This is a genomic window from Mariniradius saccharolyticus AK6, assembly GCF_000330725.2.
GTDB classification, from domain to species: Bacteria; Bacteroidota; Bacteroidia; order Cytophagales; family Cyclobacteriaceae; genus Mariniradius; species Mariniradius saccharolyticus.
In genome coordinates, this window is record NZ_AMZY02000001.1 from 165,644 (window position 1) to 187,725 (window position 22,082).

The 22,082-nt window shown below is 48.2% G+C and carries 18 protein-coding genes; 13 read left to right on the top strand and 5 right to left on the bottom strand.

From position 1 onward, the window contains the following. Positions 1 to 43: 43 nt before the first annotated feature. Complete coding sequence (locus C943_RS00740) at positions 44 to 676, bottom strand: NUDIX hydrolase (protein WP_040478391.1); 633 nt, start codon at positions 674 to 676, stop codon at positions 44 to 46. Beyond that, entirely contained in the window at positions 651 to 1,355 is a 705-nt protein-coding gene (locus tag C943_RS00745) for a bifunctional isocitrate dehydrogenase kinase/phosphatase (RefSeq protein ID WP_245545491.1), read from the bottom strand. The genes C943_RS00740 and C943_RS00745 overlap by 26 nt, the downstream gene beginning before the upstream one ends. Before the next feature lie 483 nt (positions 1,356 to 1,838). On the opposite strand from C943_RS00745, the gene aceK reads away from it, so the two are divergent. Both aceK and C943_RS00755 read left to right on the top strand, forming a co-directional pair. Further along, entirely contained in the window at positions 1,839 to 3,566 is a 1,728-nt protein-coding gene (gene aceK / locus C943_RS00750) for a bifunctional isocitrate dehydrogenase kinase/phosphatase (protein ID WP_008623380.1), read from the top strand. Positions 3,567 to 3,673: 107 nt separating this feature from the next. After that, positions 3,674 to 5,023 carry a hypothetical protein gene (locus C943_RS00755; RefSeq protein WP_008623382.1) on the top strand — a complete coding sequence of 450 codons (1,350 nt, stop codon included), beginning with the start codon at positions 3,674 to 3,676 and terminating at the stop codon, positions 5,021 to 5,023. Positions 5,024 to 5,035: 12 nt separating this feature from the next. Here C943_RS00755 and C943_RS00760 read toward each other — a convergent pair whose 3' ends face one another. The 3 genes from C943_RS00760 to rsmA all read right to left on the bottom strand — a co-directional run bounded on the left by C943_RS00760 (position 5,036) and on the right by rsmA (position 9,206). Beyond that, entirely contained in the window at positions 5,036 to 6,949 is a 1,914-nt protein-coding gene (locus tag C943_RS00760; protein WP_008623383.1) for a sialate O-acetylesterase, read from the bottom strand. 119 nt (positions 6,950 to 7,068) lie between these two features. After that, positions 7,069 to 8,436 (bottom strand): magnesium transporter, encoded by a 1,368-nt coding sequence (gene mgtE, locus C943_RS00765; protein WP_008623384.1) that lies wholly within the window; start codon positions 8,434 to 8,436, stop codon positions 7,069 to 7,071. After that, positions 8,424 to 9,206: a 16S rRNA (adenine(1518)-N(6)/adenine(1519)-N(6))-dimethyltransferase RsmA gene (gene rsmA, locus C943_RS00770; RefSeq protein WP_040478485.1), complete on the bottom strand. Its 783-nt coding sequence runs from the start codon at positions 9,204 to 9,206 to the stop codon at positions 8,424 to 8,426. The genes mgtE and rsmA overlap by 13 nt, the downstream gene beginning before the upstream one ends. Before the next feature lie 183 nt (positions 9,207 to 9,389). Between rsmA and pdxA the strand changes: the two genes are divergently transcribed. From pdxA to C943_RS00820, 11 genes are all read left to right on the top strand, one after another. Then, complete coding sequence (gene pdxA, locus C943_RS00775) at positions 9,390 to 10,418, top strand: 4-hydroxythreonine-4-phosphate dehydrogenase PdxA (protein ID WP_008623386.1); 1,029 nt, start codon at positions 9,390 to 9,392, stop codon at positions 10,416 to 10,418. 376 nt (positions 10,419 to 10,794) lie between these two features. Further along, positions 10,795 to 11,370 carry a YceD family protein gene (locus C943_RS00780; protein WP_008623387.1) on the top strand — a complete coding sequence of 192 codons (576 nt, stop codon included), beginning with the start codon at positions 10,795 to 10,797 and terminating at the stop codon, positions 11,368 to 11,370. Positions 11,371 to 11,387: 17 nt separating this feature from the next. Then, positions 11,388 to 11,579 (top strand): 50S ribosomal protein L32, encoded by a 192-nt coding sequence (gene rpmF, locus C943_RS21655; protein WP_081610429.1) that lies wholly within the window; start codon positions 11,388 to 11,390, stop codon positions 11,577 to 11,579. A 317-nt stretch (positions 11,580 to 11,896) separates the two neighbouring features. Next, entirely contained in the window at positions 11,897 to 12,895 is a 999-nt protein-coding gene (locus tag C943_RS00785) for a beta-ketoacyl-ACP synthase III (RefSeq protein WP_008623392.1), read from the top strand. A 30-nt stretch (positions 12,896 to 12,925) separates the two neighbouring features. Then, positions 12,926 to 13,489 carry an elongation factor P gene (gene efp, locus C943_RS00790; protein ID WP_040478393.1) on the top strand — a complete coding sequence of 188 codons (564 nt, stop codon included), beginning with the start codon at positions 12,926 to 12,928 and terminating at the stop codon, positions 13,487 to 13,489. A gap of 102 nt (positions 13,490 to 13,591) precedes the next feature. Further along, positions 13,592 to 14,077 (top strand): acetyl-CoA carboxylase biotin carboxyl carrier protein, encoded by a 486-nt coding sequence (accB, locus tag C943_RS00795; protein WP_008623394.1) that lies wholly within the window; start codon positions 13,592 to 13,594, stop codon positions 14,075 to 14,077. 26 nt (positions 14,078 to 14,103) lie between these two features. Further along, on the top strand, positions 14,104 to 15,453 hold the full coding sequence (gene accC, locus C943_RS00800) for an acetyl-CoA carboxylase biotin carboxylase subunit (RefSeq protein WP_008623395.1): 1,350 nt from the start codon (positions 14,104 to 14,106) through the stop codon (positions 15,451 to 15,453). A gap of 150 nt (positions 15,454 to 15,603) precedes the next feature. After that, complete coding sequence (locus C943_RS00805; protein ID WP_008623397.1) at positions 15,604 to 18,237, top strand: valine--tRNA ligase; 2,634 nt, start codon at positions 15,604 to 15,606, stop codon at positions 18,235 to 18,237. A 146-nt stretch (positions 18,238 to 18,383) separates the two neighbouring features. Then, positions 18,384 to 19,433 carry a hypothetical protein gene (locus C943_RS00810; protein ID WP_040478395.1) on the top strand — a complete coding sequence of 350 codons (1,050 nt, stop codon included), beginning with the start codon at positions 18,384 to 18,386 and terminating at the stop codon, positions 19,431 to 19,433. Positions 19,434 to 19,731: 298 nt separating this feature from the next. Beyond that, a complete protein-coding gene (locus C943_RS00815; RefSeq protein WP_040478488.1) occupies positions 19,732 to 20,343 on the top strand; it encodes a hypothetical protein in 612 nt (203 codons plus the stop codon). Positions 20,344 to 20,607: 264 nt separating this feature from the next. After that, entirely contained in the window at positions 20,608 to 22,071 is a 1,464-nt protein-coding gene (locus C943_RS00820) for a Gfo/Idh/MocA family protein (protein WP_008623401.1), read from the top strand. Positions 22,072 to 22,082: the final 11 nt, after the last annotated feature.

The window sequence follows — 22,082 nt, forward strand, 5'->3', positions numbered from 1 at the left end:
GTTTCCAGCTTTGCTTACAACAATACCACAAAAGCCCAAAAGATCAAAGTCTGGATTTTTCCCAGAGAAAGGTAAACTCACCCAACATCATGGCTGTCGCACCCCATACGACTTCCCTGTCGATATCAAAATACGGTGCATCAAACTGAAAGCCCGAACTACCCTTCACTTTGGTGATTTTGCGGATTTTGGAATCAATCAGTTCAGGAAAAGGGCAAGAAATGATCCGCTCAACTTCTATCGGATCAGGCTTGAATAGCGGCGTTTCCTCCACAAAACCGATAAATGGCCGTACCAAAAAATTGGAGGGGGGGATATAAACGTCTGACAGGTACCCCAAAATCTTGACTTTGGATGCATCCACCCCGATCTCTTCCTCTGCTTCCCTCAGCGCCGTAGACTCCAACGAGCTATCTCCTTCCTCGAATTTCCCGCCTGGAAAAGATACCTGACCTCCATGCACGCCCGGATATTCGGGCCGTTTGATAAAGGGGACAAAGGCACTGCTTTGGTCCGGGAAAAGCAGCATCAGTACGGCGCCTTTGCGGTGGTCTTCCCGAATCTGGAACCGCTTGGTGTCAATCGGCATCGGTGCCATAGAAAGCTGCCCCTCGATCCCCGGCAAGGGTTGCCTGAGCAAGATTTCCAGCCTATTGACGATCTGTACCAGCTTCATCTTGGGGGAAAGGAATGTTCTTCAACTTCTCTCTCAGGTATTTCGATTTGGGATATTGGGATGTCCGAAGTGGGCTGGAATACTCGATATAGCTTCTATCGGCCACATTGACCAGCCAAACCATCGGACTGACGCCATTTTCATATTCAAAAAATCCGGATACCATCAAATAGTCAGGTGATACCCACACAGCTTCCTGAAATCCTCCCGAAGGCCCAATGAACAAGAGTCTTTGCCGCATGCCATTGGATCTGAAAAAAATCACCTCCGAATCGGGATTGAAAGCCACACTTCCCTCCTCAGGAATTACTACTTTATAGCTGTAGATATCCACCACTCCCAATCCGTCGGGATGGGGAATGAGATAGGGGAAAAAAGGATTCCCCGCTTGGATAAAGTTCTCCTCCGGCCATTCCAAATCCTCATACTCCAGCTGTTTGCTGAGTTGAAAAGCACTGGGGTCAAACGAATTATCTATGGATTTCCAATGGGACTGCCAAGCAGGCATTTGCTGGATACCTGAGGCCAGCAATTGGGCCATTTCCTCCTCCTTGCTCAATTGGCTGGTGTCGGATACTTCCTCGGATTTCTCCTTCTGAAAGGAACACGCCGCCAACAACACAATGATCAACAAAGAAAATTTGCTGAGAATACATCTCTTGACTTGGGTACGCATCATGATTGGTGAAAACACGAATCAAGCACAAAAACCCCATAAATCAAAAAAGGTCCGAACATCGTCCAGACCTTTTTTATCTCTCAAACCTATTAAACCTATTGTAGATATTCAATGTATGAATAACCGTTTGAAAGGTATGTAATGTTTTCAAATTCTACAAACAATCGATTGCGAAAATTTTATTCTGCGAGATTGAAAAAAAGTTTCCGTGTCAAAATCACGTTTTAAGTTACCTGATTTTGCTTACTTAAAACATTTTTTTGGAAGTTAAAAAATCTGGCATTCTGAGAAAAAATTTCCAATTCGGTACCTTATTTTTCCAACTAAACCACAAATCCACCTGACTTTCAATGAATTTGCAAAATATACCAGATAATCATGCTCAAGTCGCAGATCGAAAATTCGGAAGATTCTTCGCCCGCAAAGCCGCTTCGTTCCTGTCGAATATGATTAAATTCAACCCCAGTCAAACAACATTAATCCGTGGAAGTCGACCCCTCCTACCATACCGCCGTACTTATCCAAGAGGGTTTCCAGCATTACCTCCAAAATTTCCACATCCATACGGATAATTCGCCATGGTTTTACAAAATGAGAGATTGGGCGGCAAAGCGGGAAAACCAAAGAAAGCGACTGCGCCTTTACAAAGACCATGTCGCCCAAACCAAAACCAAGGTGCTTGCCGAAATCGGTCTCTATGCAAGCGACTTCTTCTTTTGGAGGGATACAAAGGGCATTTATTCCCGTCTGATAGCAGAACGAAAGGAAAAGGAACTCGCAGAGACATTTTTTAACTCGGTCATCCGAAAAACATATCCGGGGCTAGCCATCAACGAAGCGCTGATGTATGTGCATGAAGGCTACAATTCCTGCGACCTTCTGCCTAACGGCCACTTGTTCAATACCTATTCTGCCAATATGGGTTTGGTCCCAATACTTCGGAAAATCTTTTCCGACTATGATTTCGGAGCGCCCCTGATGGACCCGGAGGCAGATATCCATTTCCTCGAGAGCGCGGTCAAAAACGTGATTTTAACTAGATACAAGCCGGACGCAGATACGATCACGCAGATTTGGAAATCCATCTTTTTCAGGGGAAAATCCGCCTATCTCATCGGACGGACAAGACTTGGGGGAAAATGGATGCCCTTCATCATCCCATTCCTTTATGGCTCAAAAGGCGTTTTTGTCGACACCCTGATCTTTGACCCAATTTTGATGTCGGGCCTTTTTAGCTATACGCGCTCCTACTTCATGGTGAAGGTAGATGTCCCTTCACAACTTGTTTCATTTTTGAATTCCGTCATTCCCAACAAGAAAATCCACGAACTGTATAACTCCATCGGGTTTAACAAGCACGGCAAAACGGAATTTTACCGCGACTTTCTGAATCACTTAGCACATAGTGATGACCAATTTGTGATAGCCGAAGGCATCAAGGGTATGGTGATGACGGTATTTACCCTCCCCTCCTACAACATCGTGTTCAAAATGATCAAGGACTATTTTGATCCACCCAAGACCATGACCCGCCAGGAAGTGCGGGAAAAATACAAGCTCGTCGGCCTGCACGACCGCGTGGGCCGGATGGCGGATACTCATGAGTTTGAGGAATTCCACCTTCCGCTTCGGCGCATTCATCCGGATTTAATGCAGGAATTGCGCAGCACGGTCAATTCCTTGTTGGAAATCCGCGGAGAAGAACTGATCCTCAAGCATGTGTACATCGAGCGTAGGATGACCCCACTGAACATTTACTTGGATAACTGCAGCCTAGAAGAAGCCAAGCAGGTGGTCGAAGACTACGGCAATGCCATTATGGAATTGGCACAAGCCAATATTTTCCCGGGGGACATGATGGTCAAAAACTTTGGCGTAACGCGGCAAAAACGGGTCATCTTCTACGACTACGATGAAATCGAATTTGTGACAGACATGAATTTCCGGGCAAAACCCAAGCCTGAAACCTACGAGCAGATATATTCTCCCGAACCTTGGTACGAAATCGGGCCAAGGGACGTGTTTCCCGAGGATTTCAAAAGGTTCATGATCGGGCGGGCTGATATCAGGGACTATTTTTTTGAAGTCCATAGCCGGCTGTTCGATCCAATGTTTTGGCAATCGATCCAAAAAAATATCCGGTCTGGGGAAATGCCCCATGCTTTTTCTTACCCGAGATCAATTCGATTCAGGCCGAATGAATTGGTATAATGGTTTGCAACCCGGAAATGAGGATTGTAATCATTCTTCAAAGGATGACCAATGTTTAGGTTTTGTCTTGAGTTTTTAGCGTAATTTTGGCACCAATCCCCTTCACTATGAAATCCCTAATCGCCCTCCCCATATTGCTTCTCCTCCCGATCTTGGCCACTGCCCAACATTCCTATGTGGGCATCCAAAATAGCACCAGAAAATCAATGGTGAGCGTCATGATGAATCCCGCCGAAATCAACAATTTCGACCGCAAAGTCGAAGTGAATTTCGTGGGCGTCAATGCCTTGTTCGTTAATAACATCCTGAGTTTCTCAGATCTTACTTCCATACAAGAAAACCTGTTGGAGGACCTGATGTCCAAAGCCAACACCCAAGTGAACGGGGATACTCACGGGTCTGCACTTTTGCCTTCCTTCGGAATTAATCTCGGCAAATGGTCCCTGGGCTGGGCAAACCAATTCAACTCACGGGTAGCACTCCACCAAATCAATCCCGATCTTGGCAACAGTGTGATCAGAAGCGCTTCTGCATCGGGCGGGACTACTTATCAACTCAGCAATCCTAACAACCAGCGGGTGAACGGTGTCATGTGGTTTGAATCGGGCATCGTCGTGGGGCGGGAATTGATCAACAACGCCAACTCAAAGCTCTCGGTCGGCAGCAATATCAAGATCCTCGTGCCTGTCAACTATACCAACGTGGGTGTAAGTCAGCTGTCTGGAACACTTACCGTGCAAAACGGAGTAGCCAGCCTTTCCAATGCCAGTGGCACCATGAACCTGACCTACAACAGGGACATTATCGATGCCCGAAACCTTCGACTGGACTATAGCAACCTTGAAATCAACTCTCCCAGCTCTGTTGGACTTGACTTCGGAGTCAATTACCAGGCAAAGAAAAATGGAAAGGTTTGGATCAATTCCGGCATCTCGGTCACCAACATCGGCAACCTGAAGTTTGGCACCAGCAACGTCTCCAATAACCTGCGCATCAACATTCCTGCAGGAAGCTCTTTCCGCATCGATAGATTCGACTTGGATCTTGAAAACACACTCGACCAACTCACAGGGTCAGGTTTCTTCACGTTGGATGACACACAGGAAAACATCCAAGTTGGATTGCCAACGACTTTTGCCCTGTATTCAGAAATCAAGTTAACCGATCAGTTTTTTGTCAGTGCCTTTTGGCAGCAAATGGTCAAAAACCAAGACAAAAACAACCAAGTCCCATTTGTGAATGTGTTTGCAGTCACGCCGAGCATGCTTTTTGGGAAATTTGAGGTGTTCTCGCCTTGGGGCTACTTCCAAATCTCCGAACTTACGGGTGGCTTGGGCTTCCGCTACGGGGGATTTTTCCTCAGCTCACAAACCGTGCTGACCTCGCTATTGGCCAACCGAGGCACAGCCGATGTCCAAATGGGCCTCAGTTGGGGGTTTGGACAGCGCAGACAATAGGCTTTATGGAAATCAATCGCCCAGGGTCTTCCTAAACGGCACCGCGGGGAGCCTTTCCGAATTGTAGAGATTCACCTCGGGATTGTCTGCCCAAGCATAGCGGATTTCTGTCGGGGACTTGATGCCGGGATGGAAGACGGTGATTTGGTCCTTGCCGGTGATCTCCGCCTTTGCCAGGACAAAATTCCCATCTGAACCAGCCAAGATAAAACCCTTGACTGATTTGCCGCCATCAGAAAGCACAAGCCCCTCTCCCACATGGTCCAATTCTAGGAGCACTTTTCCTCCCTCTACTTTGGCTGATTTGAGCATCGGTCCGGAGTGGACCACTTCCTCCCCATAGGCTACCTTTCGTGCCGCTTGCCAAAGTCTGATACCGACGTCTTTTTTATTCCTAGGATGAATGTCGTCCGCTTCACCGATATCAATGGTCACCGCCATGCCGGTTTTGGGGAGCTCCAGCGTTTGGGTCTGTGCTTCCCGGAGAAAGGCCCAATTTGAATCGGGCTGGATGGGCTTTCTTTCCATAAAGTTGGCGAGCTGTACAAATAGGAAAGGAAAATCCCCGATTCCCCAGCTTTCACGCCAAGTTTGGATCATCGTGCCAAAAAGCTGACGGTAGTGGGCATGCTCCCCAGTATTGCTTTCGCCTTGGTACCAAATGACGCCCGCGATCGGATACTTCACAATCGGGGCGATCATGGCATTGTACATCATGCCCGGTAGCCAATTGTGCCATTCAACCACGGGCAGGGATTCCTCAATCGTATTGGAAAACTTCCAAGGTCCCTCAAGGCTAATTGTGCGGTTACTTTCCTTGACGTAAAATTGTCCTTCTTTGCCCAAAACGGGGGCATTGTTCCAAGTATTGACAATGCGGACAGACAACAGGTTTTCGCCTTTCTTGAGCATCCCTGCAGGGATTACAAACTCATTCAGGCTTTGCCCGAAGTCCTTGAACAGCAGCCGGCCTCCATTCAAGTAGATATAGGCCATTTGCTGGATATCGCCCAGATTGAGCTTTACCCCCTCGGTCTGATTGACGGTAAATTTCTTCCTGAACCAAGCGATATCCTTCAGGGGATTGTCTGCCGGCAAGTTCACTGTCTGCCATGCCGAATCATCATAATCCGGATTGACGACACCTTGGATTTCCCCGTTTTGGGGAGCGAGGACAAGGTCGTTGCGTTTCAGTTCCCGGACTTTGTTGTCAATTACCTCCTGAATCCAATAATCCTGCCGGTCAAGGACGTCTTTGGCTTTGTCCCTGTAGGCGTCCATTTCCAGCAGTTTCTCCGCAGCGGTCCAGCCCTGTGCCGGCGTACCACCCCAGTTGGATTCGATGATGCCGACCGCCACGCCTTTTTCGAGATGCAAGCGCTTCGCAAAAAACCAGGCTACGGCCGAAAAGCTCAGGATATTGTCCGCACTAGCCTGTACCCATTGTCCTCCTCGGACATCATACTTTGCCTTGGCATCGTAATCGTGGGGGATTTTGAAAAACCGGATCAAGGGATACTCGGCATCTGCAACTTCTTCTGCCAGGCCTTCCACCTCGCCACTCATGACCCATTCCATGTTGGATTGACCTCCAGATACCCATACATCGCCGACCTGGATATCGCGGATTTTCTTGCCGTTGATGTCGAGTTCATAGGGTCCGGAGGCAGGGAGCGCATCAAACTCCAACAGCCAATAGCCATCGGCATCGACGCGGGTATCCTTCTGTTGGTTGTTGAAGGTACCGACGACTTTTTGCCCCGGCGTACCGTCGCCCCATACCCGGATGGGTTGATTACGCTGGAAAACCATGTGGTCGGTGAAAAACTTGGGCATAAAAACCTCTGCCGTTTCTTCCTCCGACCTACAGCCAACGAGGCCAAAAAAGAGTACAACAGCAATCAGCATCAAGTAGGAATGTCGCATGTCAGGTAAATTTTGGGTAGGCGAAAATATCGATTCAAATCGATTGGCGCAATATTCCTTCTCTAAAGAGAAAATGAAGAAAAAAAACGGAAATGAACGCTCCTGATTTACTTGCTAAATCACATATTCAGCAGCGCCATCGCCACACCAAAGTACACGGCAAGACCCAAAAGGTCATTGGCCGTCGTGATAAAGGGACCTGAAGCGATTGCGGGGTTGATGCCGAATTTGTTGAGTACCAAAGGCGTCACCGTACCCATAAAGGATGCCAACAAAACCACGCAGAACATGGCCAATCCAATCGTCAATCCAAAAATCGCGTCAAATCCATAGACAAACTTCACCACCAAAAACACAAATCCACCCAATACGATGCCATTTACAAGGGCAATCATCACACCCTTGACAAAGCGCTGCCAAGGCGTATCGTCAAACACGGACTTGGATGCCAAGGTCTGTACCACCAATGATGAAGACTGTATGCCCACGTTTCCGCCCGTAGCAGCTACCAAAGGAATAAAGGAAGCCAATGCGATATACCTGCTGAGGCCATCTTCAAAAAAGCCGATGATTTTCGCCCCCAACAATCCCCCAATCACCCCAATCAGCAGCCAAGGCAGCCGGGCTTTGGAAATCTTGAAAATGGAGTCGGATTCTTCGATATCGTCCGAAATACCGGTCATGGCCTGGATATCCTCGTCGGTCTGTTCCCGCATCAAGTCCAAGATATCATCGACGGTAATCCTGCCGACAAGGCGGTTCTTGGCGTTGACGACGGGTACCGATTCCAAGTCATATTTCCGCATGATTTCGGCCACGTGCTCTCCATCCATATGGGTGGGGATGGAGATAATTTCCTTTTCATAGATGTCGGAAATTTTGGTATCTGCCGAGGAGAGAATGATTTTCTTCAGCGATACCCGCCCCAGTAAATGCTGCCTATTGTCCACCACATAGATCGAATAGATTTTCTCCACCTTCTCGGCTTGGCGACGGATCTCCTCGATGGTCTGGACAACGTTCCAGTTTTTGTTGGCCTTGATGAATTCCTTGGCCATCAAACCGCCCGCGGAGTCCTCGTCGTAGCGGAGAAGGTCCAGGATGTTGGCTGACTTTTCCCGCTCCTGCAGGTGACTGATGACATCCTCGCGTTCCTTTGCAGGCATCAGGATCAGGATATCCGCAGCATCGTCTGACTCCATTTGGTCGATCAGCAGGGCCAGTTCCGTGGGCTCAAGCTCCTTGATGACCATGCCGAGCGGATCTTCATCCATCTCGATTAGGATATCCGCGGCCATTGAAGGGTTCAAAAGCCGCAGCACATAGATGGCCTCGTCCATGTTGAGCTCATCGAGCAGGGAGGCGATATCAGCCACATTGGCCCCGTCCAGCGATTGGATGATCAGCTCATTGTGTTGGGATTCGATGTTTTCCTGCAAGCTCTCCAAAAACTCCTTGGACAGCTCAAATGACTTTATTTGTTCCAAGATGCCTGAAGTTTAAGGGTGAGTTGCACAAAATCCGCGACGTCGAGTTGCTCGGCGCGCAGGTCCAAGACCGGGTCCAATTTCAATTCCTCAGACAGGCCCAAAGCCTTCAGGGAGTTCCTGAGCGTTTTCCTTCGGGTGCCAAAGCCTTGTTTGACGACGCGGAAGAATAGCTTTTCATCACAGGCAAGTCGCTCGGTCGTGTTCCTTTTGAGTCGGATCACGCCCGAATGAACCTTGGGTGGCGGATTGAATACGCCCGGCGGTACGGTAAAAAGATACTCTATATCATAGAAGGCCTGCAGCAAGACCGACAGGATGCCGTATTCCTTGCTTCCTTTGGGGGATGCGATGCGTTGTGCCACTTCCCGCTGCAGCATGCATACCACTTCGGTCACTTGATTTCTTTCCTCCAAGACCTTGAAGAAAATCTGGGAGGAAATATTGTAGGGAAAGTTTCCCGCTACAATGTAAGGCCCATTCATAATCGGGGAGAAATCCTTGCGTAGATAGTCGGCCTCGATGATCCGCTCGCCCAAGTCGGGGTACTTTCCATGCAGGTACACAATGGACTCATGGTCGACATCCACTAGGTACAGATCCCAATCCTTGCGCAGCAAAAAATCCGTCAACACACCCATACCCGGACCGATCTCGAGGACCTTGTTGGTCCCCTGATGCCCGGTCAGGCTGCCGGCGATTCGCTCAGCGATACCGAGATCGGTGAGAAAATGCTGCCCGAGGTGTTTTTTGGCTTTGACGTTTTGGATGTGCGCCATGAAAATTATTTCTATAAATTGCAGGTCAAAAATAAGAGAATTATCACAAAGGCATAGGATTAATTTACCCGCAGGGTGAATGGATGCCAAGCCGATTTGGCCTTCAGTTGCCTGATTTTGGCTTGTTTTTGTTTGTGTTACTCTTTTTTCCAACGTTTCTTTTCAATCAAATACATGAACCCAAGAAAAAACAAGCCAGTCATCGGAATCAGTATCGGAGATATCAACGGAATCGGACCGGAAGTCACTTTGAAAGCTTTGATGGACAACCGCATCCTGAGATTGGTGACCCCTTTGATATATGCCCACGGCAAAGCGATCACTTTTTACAGGAAACACCTCGGTTTGGAGGATTTCAACTTCATGCAGATCAAAAACGTCCAAGAAGTCCACCACAAGAAAGTCAATCTCATCAATGTGGTCGAGGAGAGTCCCGAAGTGATGCCCGGAGCGGAGACCCAAGAAGCTGGAAAATTGGCCTTGGCGGCACTCAACCATGCCATCAAGGACCTCAAAGACGGCAGCATCGAAGCCCTTGTCACCGCTCCGCTCAACAAGCACAATATCAATTCCGAGACAGTGAAGTTTGTGGGCCATACAGAATACCTGACCGAGGCGCTAGGTGTCAAAGACAGCCTCATGTTTCTCGTGTCGGAAGATATCCGCGTGGGATTGGTGACTGGCCATGTTCCACTCAGCGAGGTCAGCAAGCACGTGAGCGCAGATCGGATCAAATCCAAACTTGACATCATGCTGCAGTCATTGAAGAATGATTTTGGGGTAGGAAAACCAAAAATCGCCGTCCTCGGTCTGAATCCCCATGCGGGCGAGGAAGGACTTTTGGGTACCGAAGAAAATACCATCATCAAGCCGGTGATCAAAGATTACAAAGACAAGGGGCAATTGGTATTTGGACCTTATCCCGCCGATGGCTTTTTCGGCATGCTGCAGCACAAGAAGTTTGACGGCATCCTTGCCATGTACCACGACCAGGGACTGATTCCTTTCAAATCCATGGCTTTTGAGACCGGGGTCAATTTCACGGCCGGACTACCTGTAGTACGCACCTCTCCGGACCATGGCACTGCTTATAACATTGCCGGAAAAAACCAAGCCGACGAAGGCTCCATGCGGGAAGCCATCCTCTCCGCCTACGACATCATCCGCCACAGGGGTGGTTGGGATGAGAGTGGGGAAAGTTGAGGGTAGGGATTTGAGATATGAGACATGAGATGTGAGACTGGAGGTACGAGAATCGGTGAATTGCGATCTGGGCATTACGATCTACAAGGCTAAAGGTGAGCTTGACAGACATGTCGAATTTAGAACACCGAATAATGAATATCGAATGATCGCACCAGAAGCACCAATCCACCAATAACTTAGTAACCAATAACAAAAATAAAGTGAGCGATCCGACTAAAGAGGCTAGCATCAACAGTCGAAATCTCTGGCCTTTGGTTAAATGTCGAGGACTGAAATTCCCTTTGGGTTTTCTGCCTGTAAATTATTTGAAGCCGAATTTTATTTTTCCGGAGCATTTCTCTAAATTTGCGGTCTTGATTGAAGAAACGAGATCGTGAAACTCATCAAAGCATATGAAATCGATGTCATCCGATTAAAAGATGGCAGACACGTTTTCAAGTTTGAGGTCGGAAACGATTTCTTCGAATACTTTCAAGCAGAAGATTGGCTCAACGGCGCCAAAATCGAAATTGACGTAAATCTCACCAAAACGGTATCCGTGATGGAGGTGGATTTCCACATTCATGGCACGGTCAACCTTACTTGCGACCGCAGTCTGGAGCATTTTGATGAGCCCTTGGACTTACACGAAAAAGTGGTTTACAAATATGGCCCTGTGGAAGAGGAAATCAGCGAAGATGTCTTCATGATTACCAAAGACACGCCGAGCGTCAACGTGGCACAGTTGATTTACGAATACATCCTCTTGGCCCTTCCCGCCAAAAAAATCCATCCGGATTATAGAACGGAAGAAGACGAAGAGGAGAATGAAGAGTTCGAAGCGGAATTCGAATCCTACTCAGACGAAGTCGAGGAGGAAGAGGAAATTCCTTCCGAAGACATTGATCCGACAGAGGAACGAGTTGACCCGAGATGGGAGATATTAAAAAAATTGAAAAACAAGGAATAAGTTAAATAGACATAGAAATGGCACATCCTAAACACAAAATTTCGACAACCAGGAGGGACAAAAGGAGAACTCACTATAAATTGACAGCACCAGGACTTTACAAATGCCCTACCACAGGTGAACTCCATCTGCCACACAGAGCATTCTGGTTGGATGGCAAATTGTACTACAAAGGTCAAGTGATCCAAGAAAAAGAAACGACTGCATAATTTACGGTCGACTGAAAACCATATAAGAATCCATTCTGGGAAACCGGAATGGATTTTTTTGTTGCCCGTTCTGTTCGGCAACCTCAAAAACAATCCCGATTGATTTGGGAATGGCAATATACCAAAACAGACCCTAGGAGCCCATTTTTCGACTAAAGTCGCAAAAGCCAAAAAACTTTGGTGGAAATGGACATTTTAGATAATTTTGTCGCCTTGACTTCGGAACAGGGACTCCTAATCACCGAAGATTTGACATTCTTAAACAAGCCAGCATCTGAGGTATCCATTCTCTTGGAAATGCCTTCAAAACCGCAAGTATGAAAAAAACCAGAGCAGTCATCACAGGTGTCCATGGATGGGTCCCGGACTATATCCTGACCAATCGTGAACTCGAAACCATGGTTGACACCAATGACGAGTGGATCGTCACCAGGACCGGCATCAAAGAACGGAGAATCCTAAAGGGCGAAAACAAAGGGACCTCGATCATCGGGATCAATGCCGTCAAAGGCTTGCTTGAAAAAACCAACACCAACCCAGAGGACATCGAACTCATCATTTGCGCGACGGTCACGCCTGACATGCCCTTTCCAGCTACCGCCAATATCATCGCCGACGGCGTGGGCGCTACTAAAAGTTACAGTTTTGACATTTCAGCAGCTTGTTCAGGCTTCCTATATGCCCTGACAATGGGCAGCCAGTTTATAGAAACAGGCATGCATAAAAAGGTTATTGTCGTTGGGGCAGACAAAATGTCGGCCATCATCGATTACCAAGACCGGGCTACTTGTATCATTTTTGGCGACGGCGGCGGCGCGGTACTTTTGGAACCTACCGAAGAAGAAGTCGGCGTGATGGATTCCCTTTTGCTTTCCGACGGATCCGGCGCGCCTTACCTACACATGAAAGCAGGCGGCAGCCGTAAGCCCGCCACAGAGGAAACAGTCGCGGCACGTGAACATTATGCCTACCAAGAAGGATCTACGGTATTCAAGTTTGCCGTAACCAATATGGCCGAAGTCAGTGCCCAAATTATGGATCGAAACCAATTGGTCGCGGACGATATCGCATGGCTTGTGCCCCACCAAGCCAACAAAAGGATCATCGATGCCACAGCCAACCGCATGGGAATCGGCCCGGAAAAAGTGATGCTCAACATCGAGCGCTATGGCAACACAACCGCGGGGACGCTACCACTTTGTCTTTGGGACTATGAATCCCAGCTGAAGAAAGGGGACAACATCATTCTCGCTGCTTTCGGCGGCGGCTTCACCTGGGGATCGATTTACCTCAAGTGGGGATATGACCCAAAATAAAGCAATAACCAATTTAGAGATACAAGAATAATGGCAACTACAGCAGATTTCAAAACCGGATTGTGCCTTGAAATGAACAATGACATCTACACCATTGTGGATTTCCAGCACGTGAAACCCGGCAAAGGGGGCGCATTCGTGAGAACAAAACTCAAGAGTCTTACCTCCGGCAAAGTGCTGGACAAAACCTACACGGCGGGTGAAAAAGTCGTGACGGCCAGGGTTGAAAAACGACCCCACCAGTTTATCTACCAAGATGACTTCGGTTATAATTTTATGGACACAGAGTCTTTTGAGCAGATTTCCATTCAGGAAAAACTCATTGAAAGGCCGAAGTTGCTCAAGGAAGGACAAATGGTAGATGTTTTGGTACATGCCGAGACAGAGACTCCGCTCTCTGTGGAACTTCCTCCTTTTGTCGAATTGATGATTACCTACACCGAACCCGGCATAAAGGGTGACACGGCGACAAACGCCATGAAGCCAGCGACTTTGGAAACAGGAGCTGTCGTGATGGTTCCGCTTTTCGTGGACCAGGATATCATGATCCGTGTAGACACAAGAGACGGTTCTTACTCCGAAAGAGTAAAATAATTTCCACAAGCTATGTGATTTGGTTAAATTACATAGCTTCTTTGTTTGATTACCAACCTCACCAGGATCCATCATAGCCAATGGGTCCAAAAATCTAAAATCATGAAAGCAAAAGAAATCCAGGATTTAATTGACTTCATTTCCAATTCGGGACTCGCCGAAGTCAAAATCGAAACCGAAGAATTCAAATTGTCCATCAAAAAATACGCGGAAGCCCCAACGGTAAAGGTTGAGACGCTTCCTATGGCAGCGCCGGTTGCAATGCCCCATCCCGTTGCGGCGGCACCAGTAGCAGTGGCATCTCCTGCTCCTACTCCCGCTCCTGCAAAAGAAGACAGCTCCCGATATGTGGAGATCAAATCCCCGATGATTGGTACATTCTATAGAACTCCCAATCCGGATTCAGAGAATTTTGTCAATGTAGGCGACTCCGTGTCTGCCGGTCAGACGGTTTGCATCATCGAAGCCATGAAGCTTTTCAATGAAATCGAATCCGAGGTGTCCGGCAAAATCGTAAAAGTCCTTGTTGAAAATGCATCTCCAGTGGAGTACGATCAGCCGCTTTTCCTCGTAGATCCGGCAGGATGATTTTTGTTTAACCAACCCGAAATCCCGTGTTTAAGAAAATACTTATAGCCAATCGTGGAGAAATTGCCCTGAGGGTGATCCGTTCCTGCAAGGAAATGGGCATCAAGACCGTGGCCGTCTACTCCACCGCCGACAAAGACAGCCTCCACGTCCGTTTCGCGGATGAGGCAGTCTGCATCGGACCTCCCCCAAGCCGGGAATCCTACCTGAATATCCCCAGGATCATCGCTGCGGCCGAAATCACCAACGCCGATGCCATCCATCCCGGCTATGGATTCCTGTCAGAAAATGCCGAATTCTCCAGAATTTGTGAAGAATACGGTATCAAGTTTATCGGAGCAAGTCCCGAGATGATCAATAAAATGGGAGACAAAGCGACCGCCAAAGCGACCATGAAGGAAGCAGGCGTGCCGACAATCCCGGGTTCGGAAGGACTATTGGACAGCATCGAACAGGGCGTCAAGATCGCCAACGAAATGGGCTACCCAGTCATCCTAAAGGCCACAGCCGGTGGTGGCGGACGCGGTATGCGGATCGTGAAGTCCGAAAGTGAATTCAAAAAAGCCTGGGACGACGCCCGGCAAGAAGCGGGTGCAGCCTTCGGAAACGACGGGCTTTATCTCGAAAAATTCGTTGAGGAGCCCCGCCATATCGAAATCCAAATCGTCGGTGACAGCACAGGAAGGGCTTGCCATCTTTCAGAGCGGGACTGCTCCATCCAAAGAAGGCACCAAAAACTGGTGGAGGAGACCCCATCTCCCTTCATGACCGACGAACTCAGGGAAGCCATGGGCAAAGCGGCCATCAAAGGCGCTGAAGCCATTGCCTATGAAGGCGCGGGAACAATCGAATTTTTGGTCGACAAAAACCGCAACTTCTACTTTATGGAGATGAACACCCGTATCCAGGTGGAGCATCCCATTACGGAGGAAGTCACGGATTTTGATTTGATCAAGGAACAGATCAAAGTGGCAGCGGGTGAGAAGATCTCAGGTAGAAACTATTTCCCGAAACTGTATTCCATGGAATGCCGAATCAATGCCGAGGACCCAGCCAACGGTTTCAGGCCAAGTCCAGGCAAAATCCTTAACCTCCACATGCCTGGAGGAAAGGGCGTACGGGTCGACAGCCACGTGTATGCGGGTTACGTCATTCCACCGAACTACGACTCCATGATCGCCAAGTTGATCGTCAGGGGACAATCAAGGGAAGAGGTAATCGTCAGGATGAAGCGCGCCTTGGAGGAATTTGTGATCGATGGCATCAAAACCACCATCCCCTTCCACATTGCGCTCTTGGATAACGTGGACTTCAGAAAAGGAAACTTCACTACGAAGTTCCTCGAAACCTTTGATTTCTCTGTGATCAAAGCCTAGGCAACCAAAAAAGGATAAATGGAGCCCGGACATGTGTCTGGGCTTTTTTGTTGGAAAAAACCCAAACCTGCTGACATGCTTTGGCACAAATCGACAGGGTCTTGGGAAAAAACCTTAATTTTGCGCCTCGAAAAGCCTTTCAAATCATCGATGTCGTTAGCAACTAAATATAACCCCGCAGAAGCCGAAGCCAAATGGTACGCCTATTGGATGGCCAATGGTTTTTTTTCATCCAAAGTTGATCCCGCAAAAGAACCCTATACCATCGTCATTCCCCCACCCAACGTGACGGGCGTCCTGCACATGGGCCATATGCTCAACAATACGATCCAAGACGTATTGATCAGAAAGGCCCGCATGCAAGGCAAAAACGCCTGCTGGGTACCCGGGACTGACCACGCGTCCATCGCCACAGAAGCCAAGGTCGTTTCCATGCTCAAGGAAAGGGGAATCGATAAAAAATCGATCACCCGGGAGGAATTCCTCAAATATGCCTGGGAATGGAAGGAAAAGTACGGCGGCATTATCCTCGAGCAACTCAAAAAGCTCGGTGCATCCTGCGATTGGGATCGTACCAAGTTTACCATGGACCCCGACCTCAGCGATGCGGTGATCTCGGTTTTCGTCGATCTGTACAACAAAGGAAAAATCTACCGCGGCGTCCGCATGGTCAATTGGGACCCGCAGGGCAAGACCGCCTTGTCGGATGACGAGGTAATCATGAAGGAGATTTCCTCCAAACTGTACTACATCCGCTACCAAATCGAAGGATCGGAGGCGGAATATTTGACCATCGCCACCACCCGGCCGGAAACCATCATGGCCGACGTGGCCATCTGCATCAATCCCAATGACCCGCGATTTGCCCATTTGAAGGGAAAAAAGGCCATCATTCCATTGATCAACCGCGCAATCCCCATCATCGAGGACGAGTACGTGGACATGGAATTTGGTACCGGCTGCCTGAAAGTCACCCCGGCCCACGACGTCAACGACTACGAATTGGGAATCAAACACAAACTCCCCGTTATCGACATCCTCAACGACGATGGCAAGCTCAACGAAAAAGCCCAAATCCTTGTCGGTGAGGACCGATTCATAGCGCGGAAAAAGATAGGCAAGCTGCTCGACGAAATCGGTCAGTTGGAAAAAATAGAAGACTACAAATCCAACGTGGGCCATTCAGAGCGGACAGATGCGGTCATCGAACCGAAGCTTTCCCTGCAGTGGTTTTTGAAAATGGAGGAAATCACCAAGCCCGCATTGAGCGCGGTGATGGACGATGTCATCCAGTTGTATCCACCCAAGTTCAAGAACATGTACAGGGCATGGATGGAAAATGTACGCGATTGGTGCATTTCCCGGCAACTCTGGTGGGGCCACCAAATCCCCGCTTTCTATCTGCCGAACGGAGAGTTTGTGGTGGCCAAAACCAAAGAAACAGCCCTGGAAATTGCCAATGCCAAGTTCGGTACCAATTTCACGATCGAAGAGCTCAAGCAGGACGAAGACGTGTTGGACACCTGGTTTTCGTCTTGGCTATGGCCGATATCGGTTTTCGATACAGAGGTGTTTTCGACCGGGAAGCCGAATGAAGACTTGAAATACTACTATCCTACCAATGACCTGGTGACGGCCCCCGAAATCCTCTTTTTCTGGGTGGCGCGGATGATCATCGCAGGATACGAATACTTGGGTGAAAAGCCCTTCAAAAACGTTTACCTCACGGGAATCGTGCGCGACAAATTGGGCCGGAAAATGTCCAAGTCGCTGGGCAATTCTCCGGATCCATTGGACCTGATCGCCAATTATGGAGCGGACGGCGTCAGGACGGGAATGCTCTTCTCCTCCCCTGCCGGCAATGACCTTCCTTTTGACGAAAAACTCGTCGAGCAAGGCCGGAACTTCGCCAACAAGATCTGGAATGCTTTCCGACTTGTAAAGGGCTGGGAAATCGACGAAAACGCTAGCGGTGATGCCAATACAGCATCGATCGACTGGTTTGAAAACCGGTTCCAACAGGCGCTAGCCGAAATCGAGGACCATTTCGACAAGTTCAGGATTTCCGATGCGCTAATGGCCACCTATAAATTGGTATGGGATGATTTCTGCTCTTGGTACTTGGAAATGATCAAACCAGCCTACCAACAGCCTATCGACAGGCCGACCTTGGACAAAACAATTGTGTTTTTCGAAGATATCCTCAAAATCCTGCATCCCTTCATGCCTTTCCTCACCGAGGAACTCTGGCAGCAGATGAGGAAAAGGTCTACCGCGGAAGCCTTGATCATATCGTCTTGGCCAACTGCGAAATCCTTTGACGAAAAACCGATTGCCGAAGCCAGTCAGGTATTCGAGGTCGTGTCACAGGTCCGGAATACACGCAACGCGAAAGGCATTTCCCCAAAGGAAAGCCTCAGCCTCGCCATCAATACCAAGCATCCTGGGTTGTACCAAAAATTCGAGGCAGTGCTGAAAAAACTGGCCAACCTTTCGGAACTCCAATTCGGGGAAAAGGTCGACAATGCGATCAGCTTTGTGGTCAAGTCAGACGAATGCTTTATCCCAATGGCGGCTGAAGTGGATGTTGAAAAAGAACGCGAAAACTTGAGCAAGGAATTGGAATACACCAAAGGCTTTTTGGCAACGGTGATGAAAAAACTGGAAAACGAGCGCTTTGTAAGCTCGGCACCTGCTGCCGTGGTCGAAACAGAGCGCAAAAAACAAGCCGACGCCGAAGCCAAAATCAAGGCATTGGAAGAGTCCTTGGCGAAGCTATCCTAATTGCTATTTAGAAATCAAAGAATTGGAAACCACCACTCAACAGGAAGTTGTGTGGTGGTTTTTTGTCTTTATTACCTTTTGTTAAAAAACAATAAATTAAGTTTAACCGTGTAAACATACATGTTACACTTTCATATCTTTTCGCCATGAGACATTCTTTTAAACTCACCTTGATTTTTGTTGTCTTTTTGGGTTTTCAAGCCTGTGATCAGTCTGAGGAAAATACTCCTGATATCACCCAAGAGGAATTCCCCGACCTGAAGATTTTCCTGGACAGATTTGAAACGGAGGCGAAACGGAGAGGCTATAATTTCAATTTTTCGGGCTTGGATATTGCCTATGTCAATGAAATCCGGCTCTCAGATAACCGCACGTTCTGTGGAATTGGCTATACAAGACATCCGCAGACAGGTAAGAGAGCCGTACTTATCTCAAAATCCAAAAACTGTGATTGGGCAAATCGGTCGGATATTCAACGAGAAAATCTGTTTTTTCATGAAATGGGGCACGCATTTCTGAATTTGGAACATGACGATGCATTGATGTGCGACGGAAAACCGCTTTCAATAATGACGAATGCGTTTAATCAGTTTTTTATCTACAAGGAAAATGAACCTAATCTTCGGGAATACTATCTAGACGAGTTATTTGACAGATTGGCTGCCAACGAACAGTGCATTGATTTTGGACAAAATTTCAACCAAGATCCCGTTTTCTTCAAGAATGAACTACCTGACCCTATTTGGAGCTCTTCCAATGATGATGGGAATTACCAAATTACAAGGGGTGTTCATTCAAATACAAACACTCCGTATTTGGAAATCACCTCGAGTGGAAACGGAAAAAATACAGGATACATCTACAGGCAGCTGGATATGCCCAATATCCCCGAAGGTGCCACGGTGATTTTGCGTACAAAAGTCAACGCGGAAAATTTGGAAGGACCCGGCGTAGCAATTGCTATGAGGGTTTACGATACAAGAATCGGCCCAACAGGAGCCTCTATTAATGAATCCCATACGCTGACCACGGAACCTAACCCCGTGAATGGTAAATTGGAAAATCATGTGTTGGAATTACAGCTTCCGAATTTTACGAGAAAAACAATTTTCCTCATTCCGTTCGCCGTAATGATGCCCGGAACAAAAGGACAGGCATTTTTTGATGATTTTGAGATTTTGGTTGAGCCGAAGTAAATAATCAGGTGAATTGAAAGTATACTAAAGTAGAAAAATTGATAGGCTAGAAGCTTGGGAATACACTGTTCACCATCTATTGCTCGTTAATGGACCCTTTTGGAAAAGGGTCGTTCTATTTTTTAATTCCTTTTTCCCTAAAAACTAAAAATAGCCCACACAAGCTATTGACTTGAATCGCGATTTTTACAATCTTAGGCATCACACACAAGAGATTCTTTTACAGCTGATCACCTACTTGGCGCAAGAGCATTTTTTTGTGAAACCAAAATCTTCATTTATTCCATTTCCAAATCCTATGACAAGAGAAGAACAATTGCAATTTTGCCGGCAATGTCAAAACAGACGCTTTGATGCCGAACATGGACTAGTCTGTGCCCTCACCGGGGAAGTCGCTGCTTTCGAGATCGAATGCCCTGATTTCTCCGAAGACGGAAACGTCAAACTACAGGAGGCAAATGGACGTTTTTTAGCTCCTTTATCCGAACTGCGGGGTGAACAAAATCTGCCTCTAGGCCTTTCGGCAGGTATCATTGCCGGATCCTTGGGCGCCATCCTGTGGGGAGTAATTACCGTAGCGACCGGCTTCCAAATCGGGTACATGGCCCTAGCCATTGGCTTCGGCGTGGGACTCGCAATTCGGCAGATGGGGAAAGGAATCGACCAAATATTCGGTATCAGTGGCGCTATCGTTGCATTGTCGAGCTGCTTATTGGGGAATTTTCTCAGCGTGATCGGCTTTCTCGCCAATCAAGAAAACTTAGGATACATCGAGACACTTTTCCTGTTCGACTATTCCTACCTGCCTGAGGTCATGATGGAGACCTTCAGTGGAATCGATCTCGTTTTCTACGCCATCGCCGTGATCCAGGGCTATAAATTCTCCTTCCGGAAACTTGGGGAAGAATAGGAAGTAAACTTTGCAAACCTTCATCCTTTGGATCGAATCCAAGGGGTGATTTTAATACTCAGGAAAAGACTCCTCCTTAACAGATCATTTGGGTGTTCTCGCCAAAAATCACACTATTGATTCCGATTGTGTGTTTTTTTCACGTTTTCCGAACCCATTGTGTGAATGGGAATGATGGTCAAGTAATTGATCAGAAAAATTCAATTGCTTTTTCCTCCCTCAGCCCCTATCTTCCAACATCATTAAGTCAATAAAATTTTACCCATGAAACCATCCAAAAAGACTACAGAACAGTCACGACGGGATTTTATCAAGAACGCGGCGATTGCCTCCTCGATTTTTATCGTCCCAAGACATGTTCTGGGCGGTGTCGGCTTCACTGCCCCATCTGACCAACTCAATCTCGCGGCCATCGGCGCCGGAGGCAAGGGAATTTCCGATATCAAAAACGCCTCCGTCAACGGCAGGGAGCGGGTGGTCGCCCTCTGTGACGTGGACTTCTCGGGCTCCGCCAAGCAGTCCATCGCCAATTTCCCCAATGCCAAGCTCTATGCCGACTACCGGGAAATGCTCGACAAGGAAAAGGATATCGATGCGGTGACCATCTCGACGCCGGACCACGTGCATGGCCCCGCTGCCAAATACGCCATGGAACGCGGCAAACATGTCTATGTACAGAAACCACTCACGCACAATATCCGTGAGGCCCGTCTGCTGACCGAACTCGCTCGGGAAAAGAAAGTCGTCACCCAAATGGGCAACCAAGGTGCATCCAATCCACTGCTCGGCATGGTCCAAAAATGGGTGGATTCGGGCAAATTGGGCAAAATCGCTGAAGTGAAAATATGGACCAACCGTCCCGTATGGCCTCAGGGATTTGCCTTTCCCCAACCTGACCCAAGCAAAAAACCAAATGACCTGAATTGGGACCTATGGCTTGGCCCATCGGCTGAGATTCCCTACACACCCAATCTCCATCCCTTCAACTGGCGGGGATGGTGGGATTACGGCACGGGTGCGCTTGGTGATGTCGGCTGCCACTTGATTGATATTCCCTTTAGGACTTTGGGACTGCACTACCCCTTGGATGCAGAATGCAGCGTAGGGACCGTATTCACCAAAATGTGGACCCCTGACTACAATCCCGAAGGCTGCCCTGCTTCGTCTTTCATCACGATCAACTTTGCGGCGACAGCCAAGAGCAAATCCCCCATCCAAATGACCTGGAGCGATGGGGGCATAAGGCCGTCGCGGCCATCAATTATTCCTGCCGATATGGACATGGGCGGCGCAAATTCCGCCAATGGAGTCCTCATCATCGGAGAAAACGGCGTGATTTCGACAAATATCAACGACAGCTCGCCGCTGATGCCGAAGCTGTTCCTCAATGACGGCACCACCGAATTCGGTCCAGAAAAAACCGACAACCCAGAGCCAGAGTACGGCCACCAACGCAAGTGGGTGGATGCCTGCAAAGCCGGATTTGGAAGCGCGGAACACAAGGCGCTTACTTCTTCCTTCGACTATGCGGGTCCAATGACAGAAACCGTCCTTATGGGCAACCTGGCCATCAGAAGCTACATGCTCCGCAGACAAAATGCACAGGGGCAAATGGAGTTTTACGGCCGTAGGAAACTGCTGTGGGATGGCAACAACATGCGCATCACCAACTTTGAGGACGCCAATCAGTTTGTCGGCCGGGAATACAGAAAGGGATTTGAAGTCTGATTTTCCCTGAA

What these genes read in the sequence shown, in the direction of transcription:
- C943_RS00755 (WP_008623382.1), top strand. Translation starts at nt 3,674, where the DNA reads ATGAAATCCCTAATCGCCCTCCCCATATTGCTTCTCCTCCCGATCTTG.
- rpmF (WP_081610429.1), top strand. Translation starts at nt 11,388, where the DNA reads ATGGCACATCCTAAACACAAAATTTCGACAACCAGGAGGGACAAAAGG.
- C943_RS00820 (WP_008623401.1), top strand. Translation starts at nt 20,608, where the DNA reads ATGAAACCATCCAAAAAGACTACAGAACAGTCACGACGGGATTTTATC.
- pdxA (WP_008623386.1), top strand. Translation starts at nt 9,390, where the DNA reads ATGAACCCAAGAAAAAACAAGCCAGTCATCGGAATCAGTATCGGAGAT.
- C943_RS00805 (WP_008623397.1), top strand. Translation starts at nt 15,604, where the DNA reads ATGTCGTTAGCAACTAAATATAACCCCGCAGAAGCCGAAGCCAAATGG.
- efp (WP_040478393.1), top strand. Translation starts at nt 12,926, where the DNA reads ATGGCAACTACAGCAGATTTCAAAACCGGATTGTGCCTTGAAATGAAC.
- C943_RS00815 (WP_040478488.1), top strand. Translation starts at nt 19,732, where the DNA reads ATGACAAGAGAAGAACAATTGCAATTTTGCCGGCAATGTCAAAACAGA.
- C943_RS00760 (WP_008623383.1), bottom strand. Translation starts at nt 6,949, where the DNA reads ATGCGACATTCCTACTTGATGCTGATTGCTGTTGTACTCTTTTTTGGC.
- accB (WP_008623394.1), top strand. Translation starts at nt 13,592, where the DNA reads ATGAAAGCAAAAGAAATCCAGGATTTAATTGACTTCATTTCCAATTCG.
- C943_RS00785 (WP_008623392.1), top strand. Translation starts at nt 11,897, where the DNA reads ATGAAAAAAACCAGAGCAGTCATCACAGGTGTCCATGGATGGGTCCCG.
- C943_RS00810 (WP_040478395.1), top strand. Translation starts at nt 18,384, where the DNA reads ATGAGACATTCTTTTAAACTCACCTTGATTTTTGTTGTCTTTTTGGGT.
- C943_RS00745 (WP_245545491.1), bottom strand. Translation starts at nt 1,355, where the DNA reads ATGATGCGTACCCAAGTCAAGAGATGTATTCTCAGCAAATTTTCTTTG.
- C943_RS00740 (WP_040478391.1), bottom strand. Translation starts at nt 676, where the DNA reads ATGAAGCTGGTACAGATCGTCAATAGGCTGGAAATCTTGCTCAGGCAA.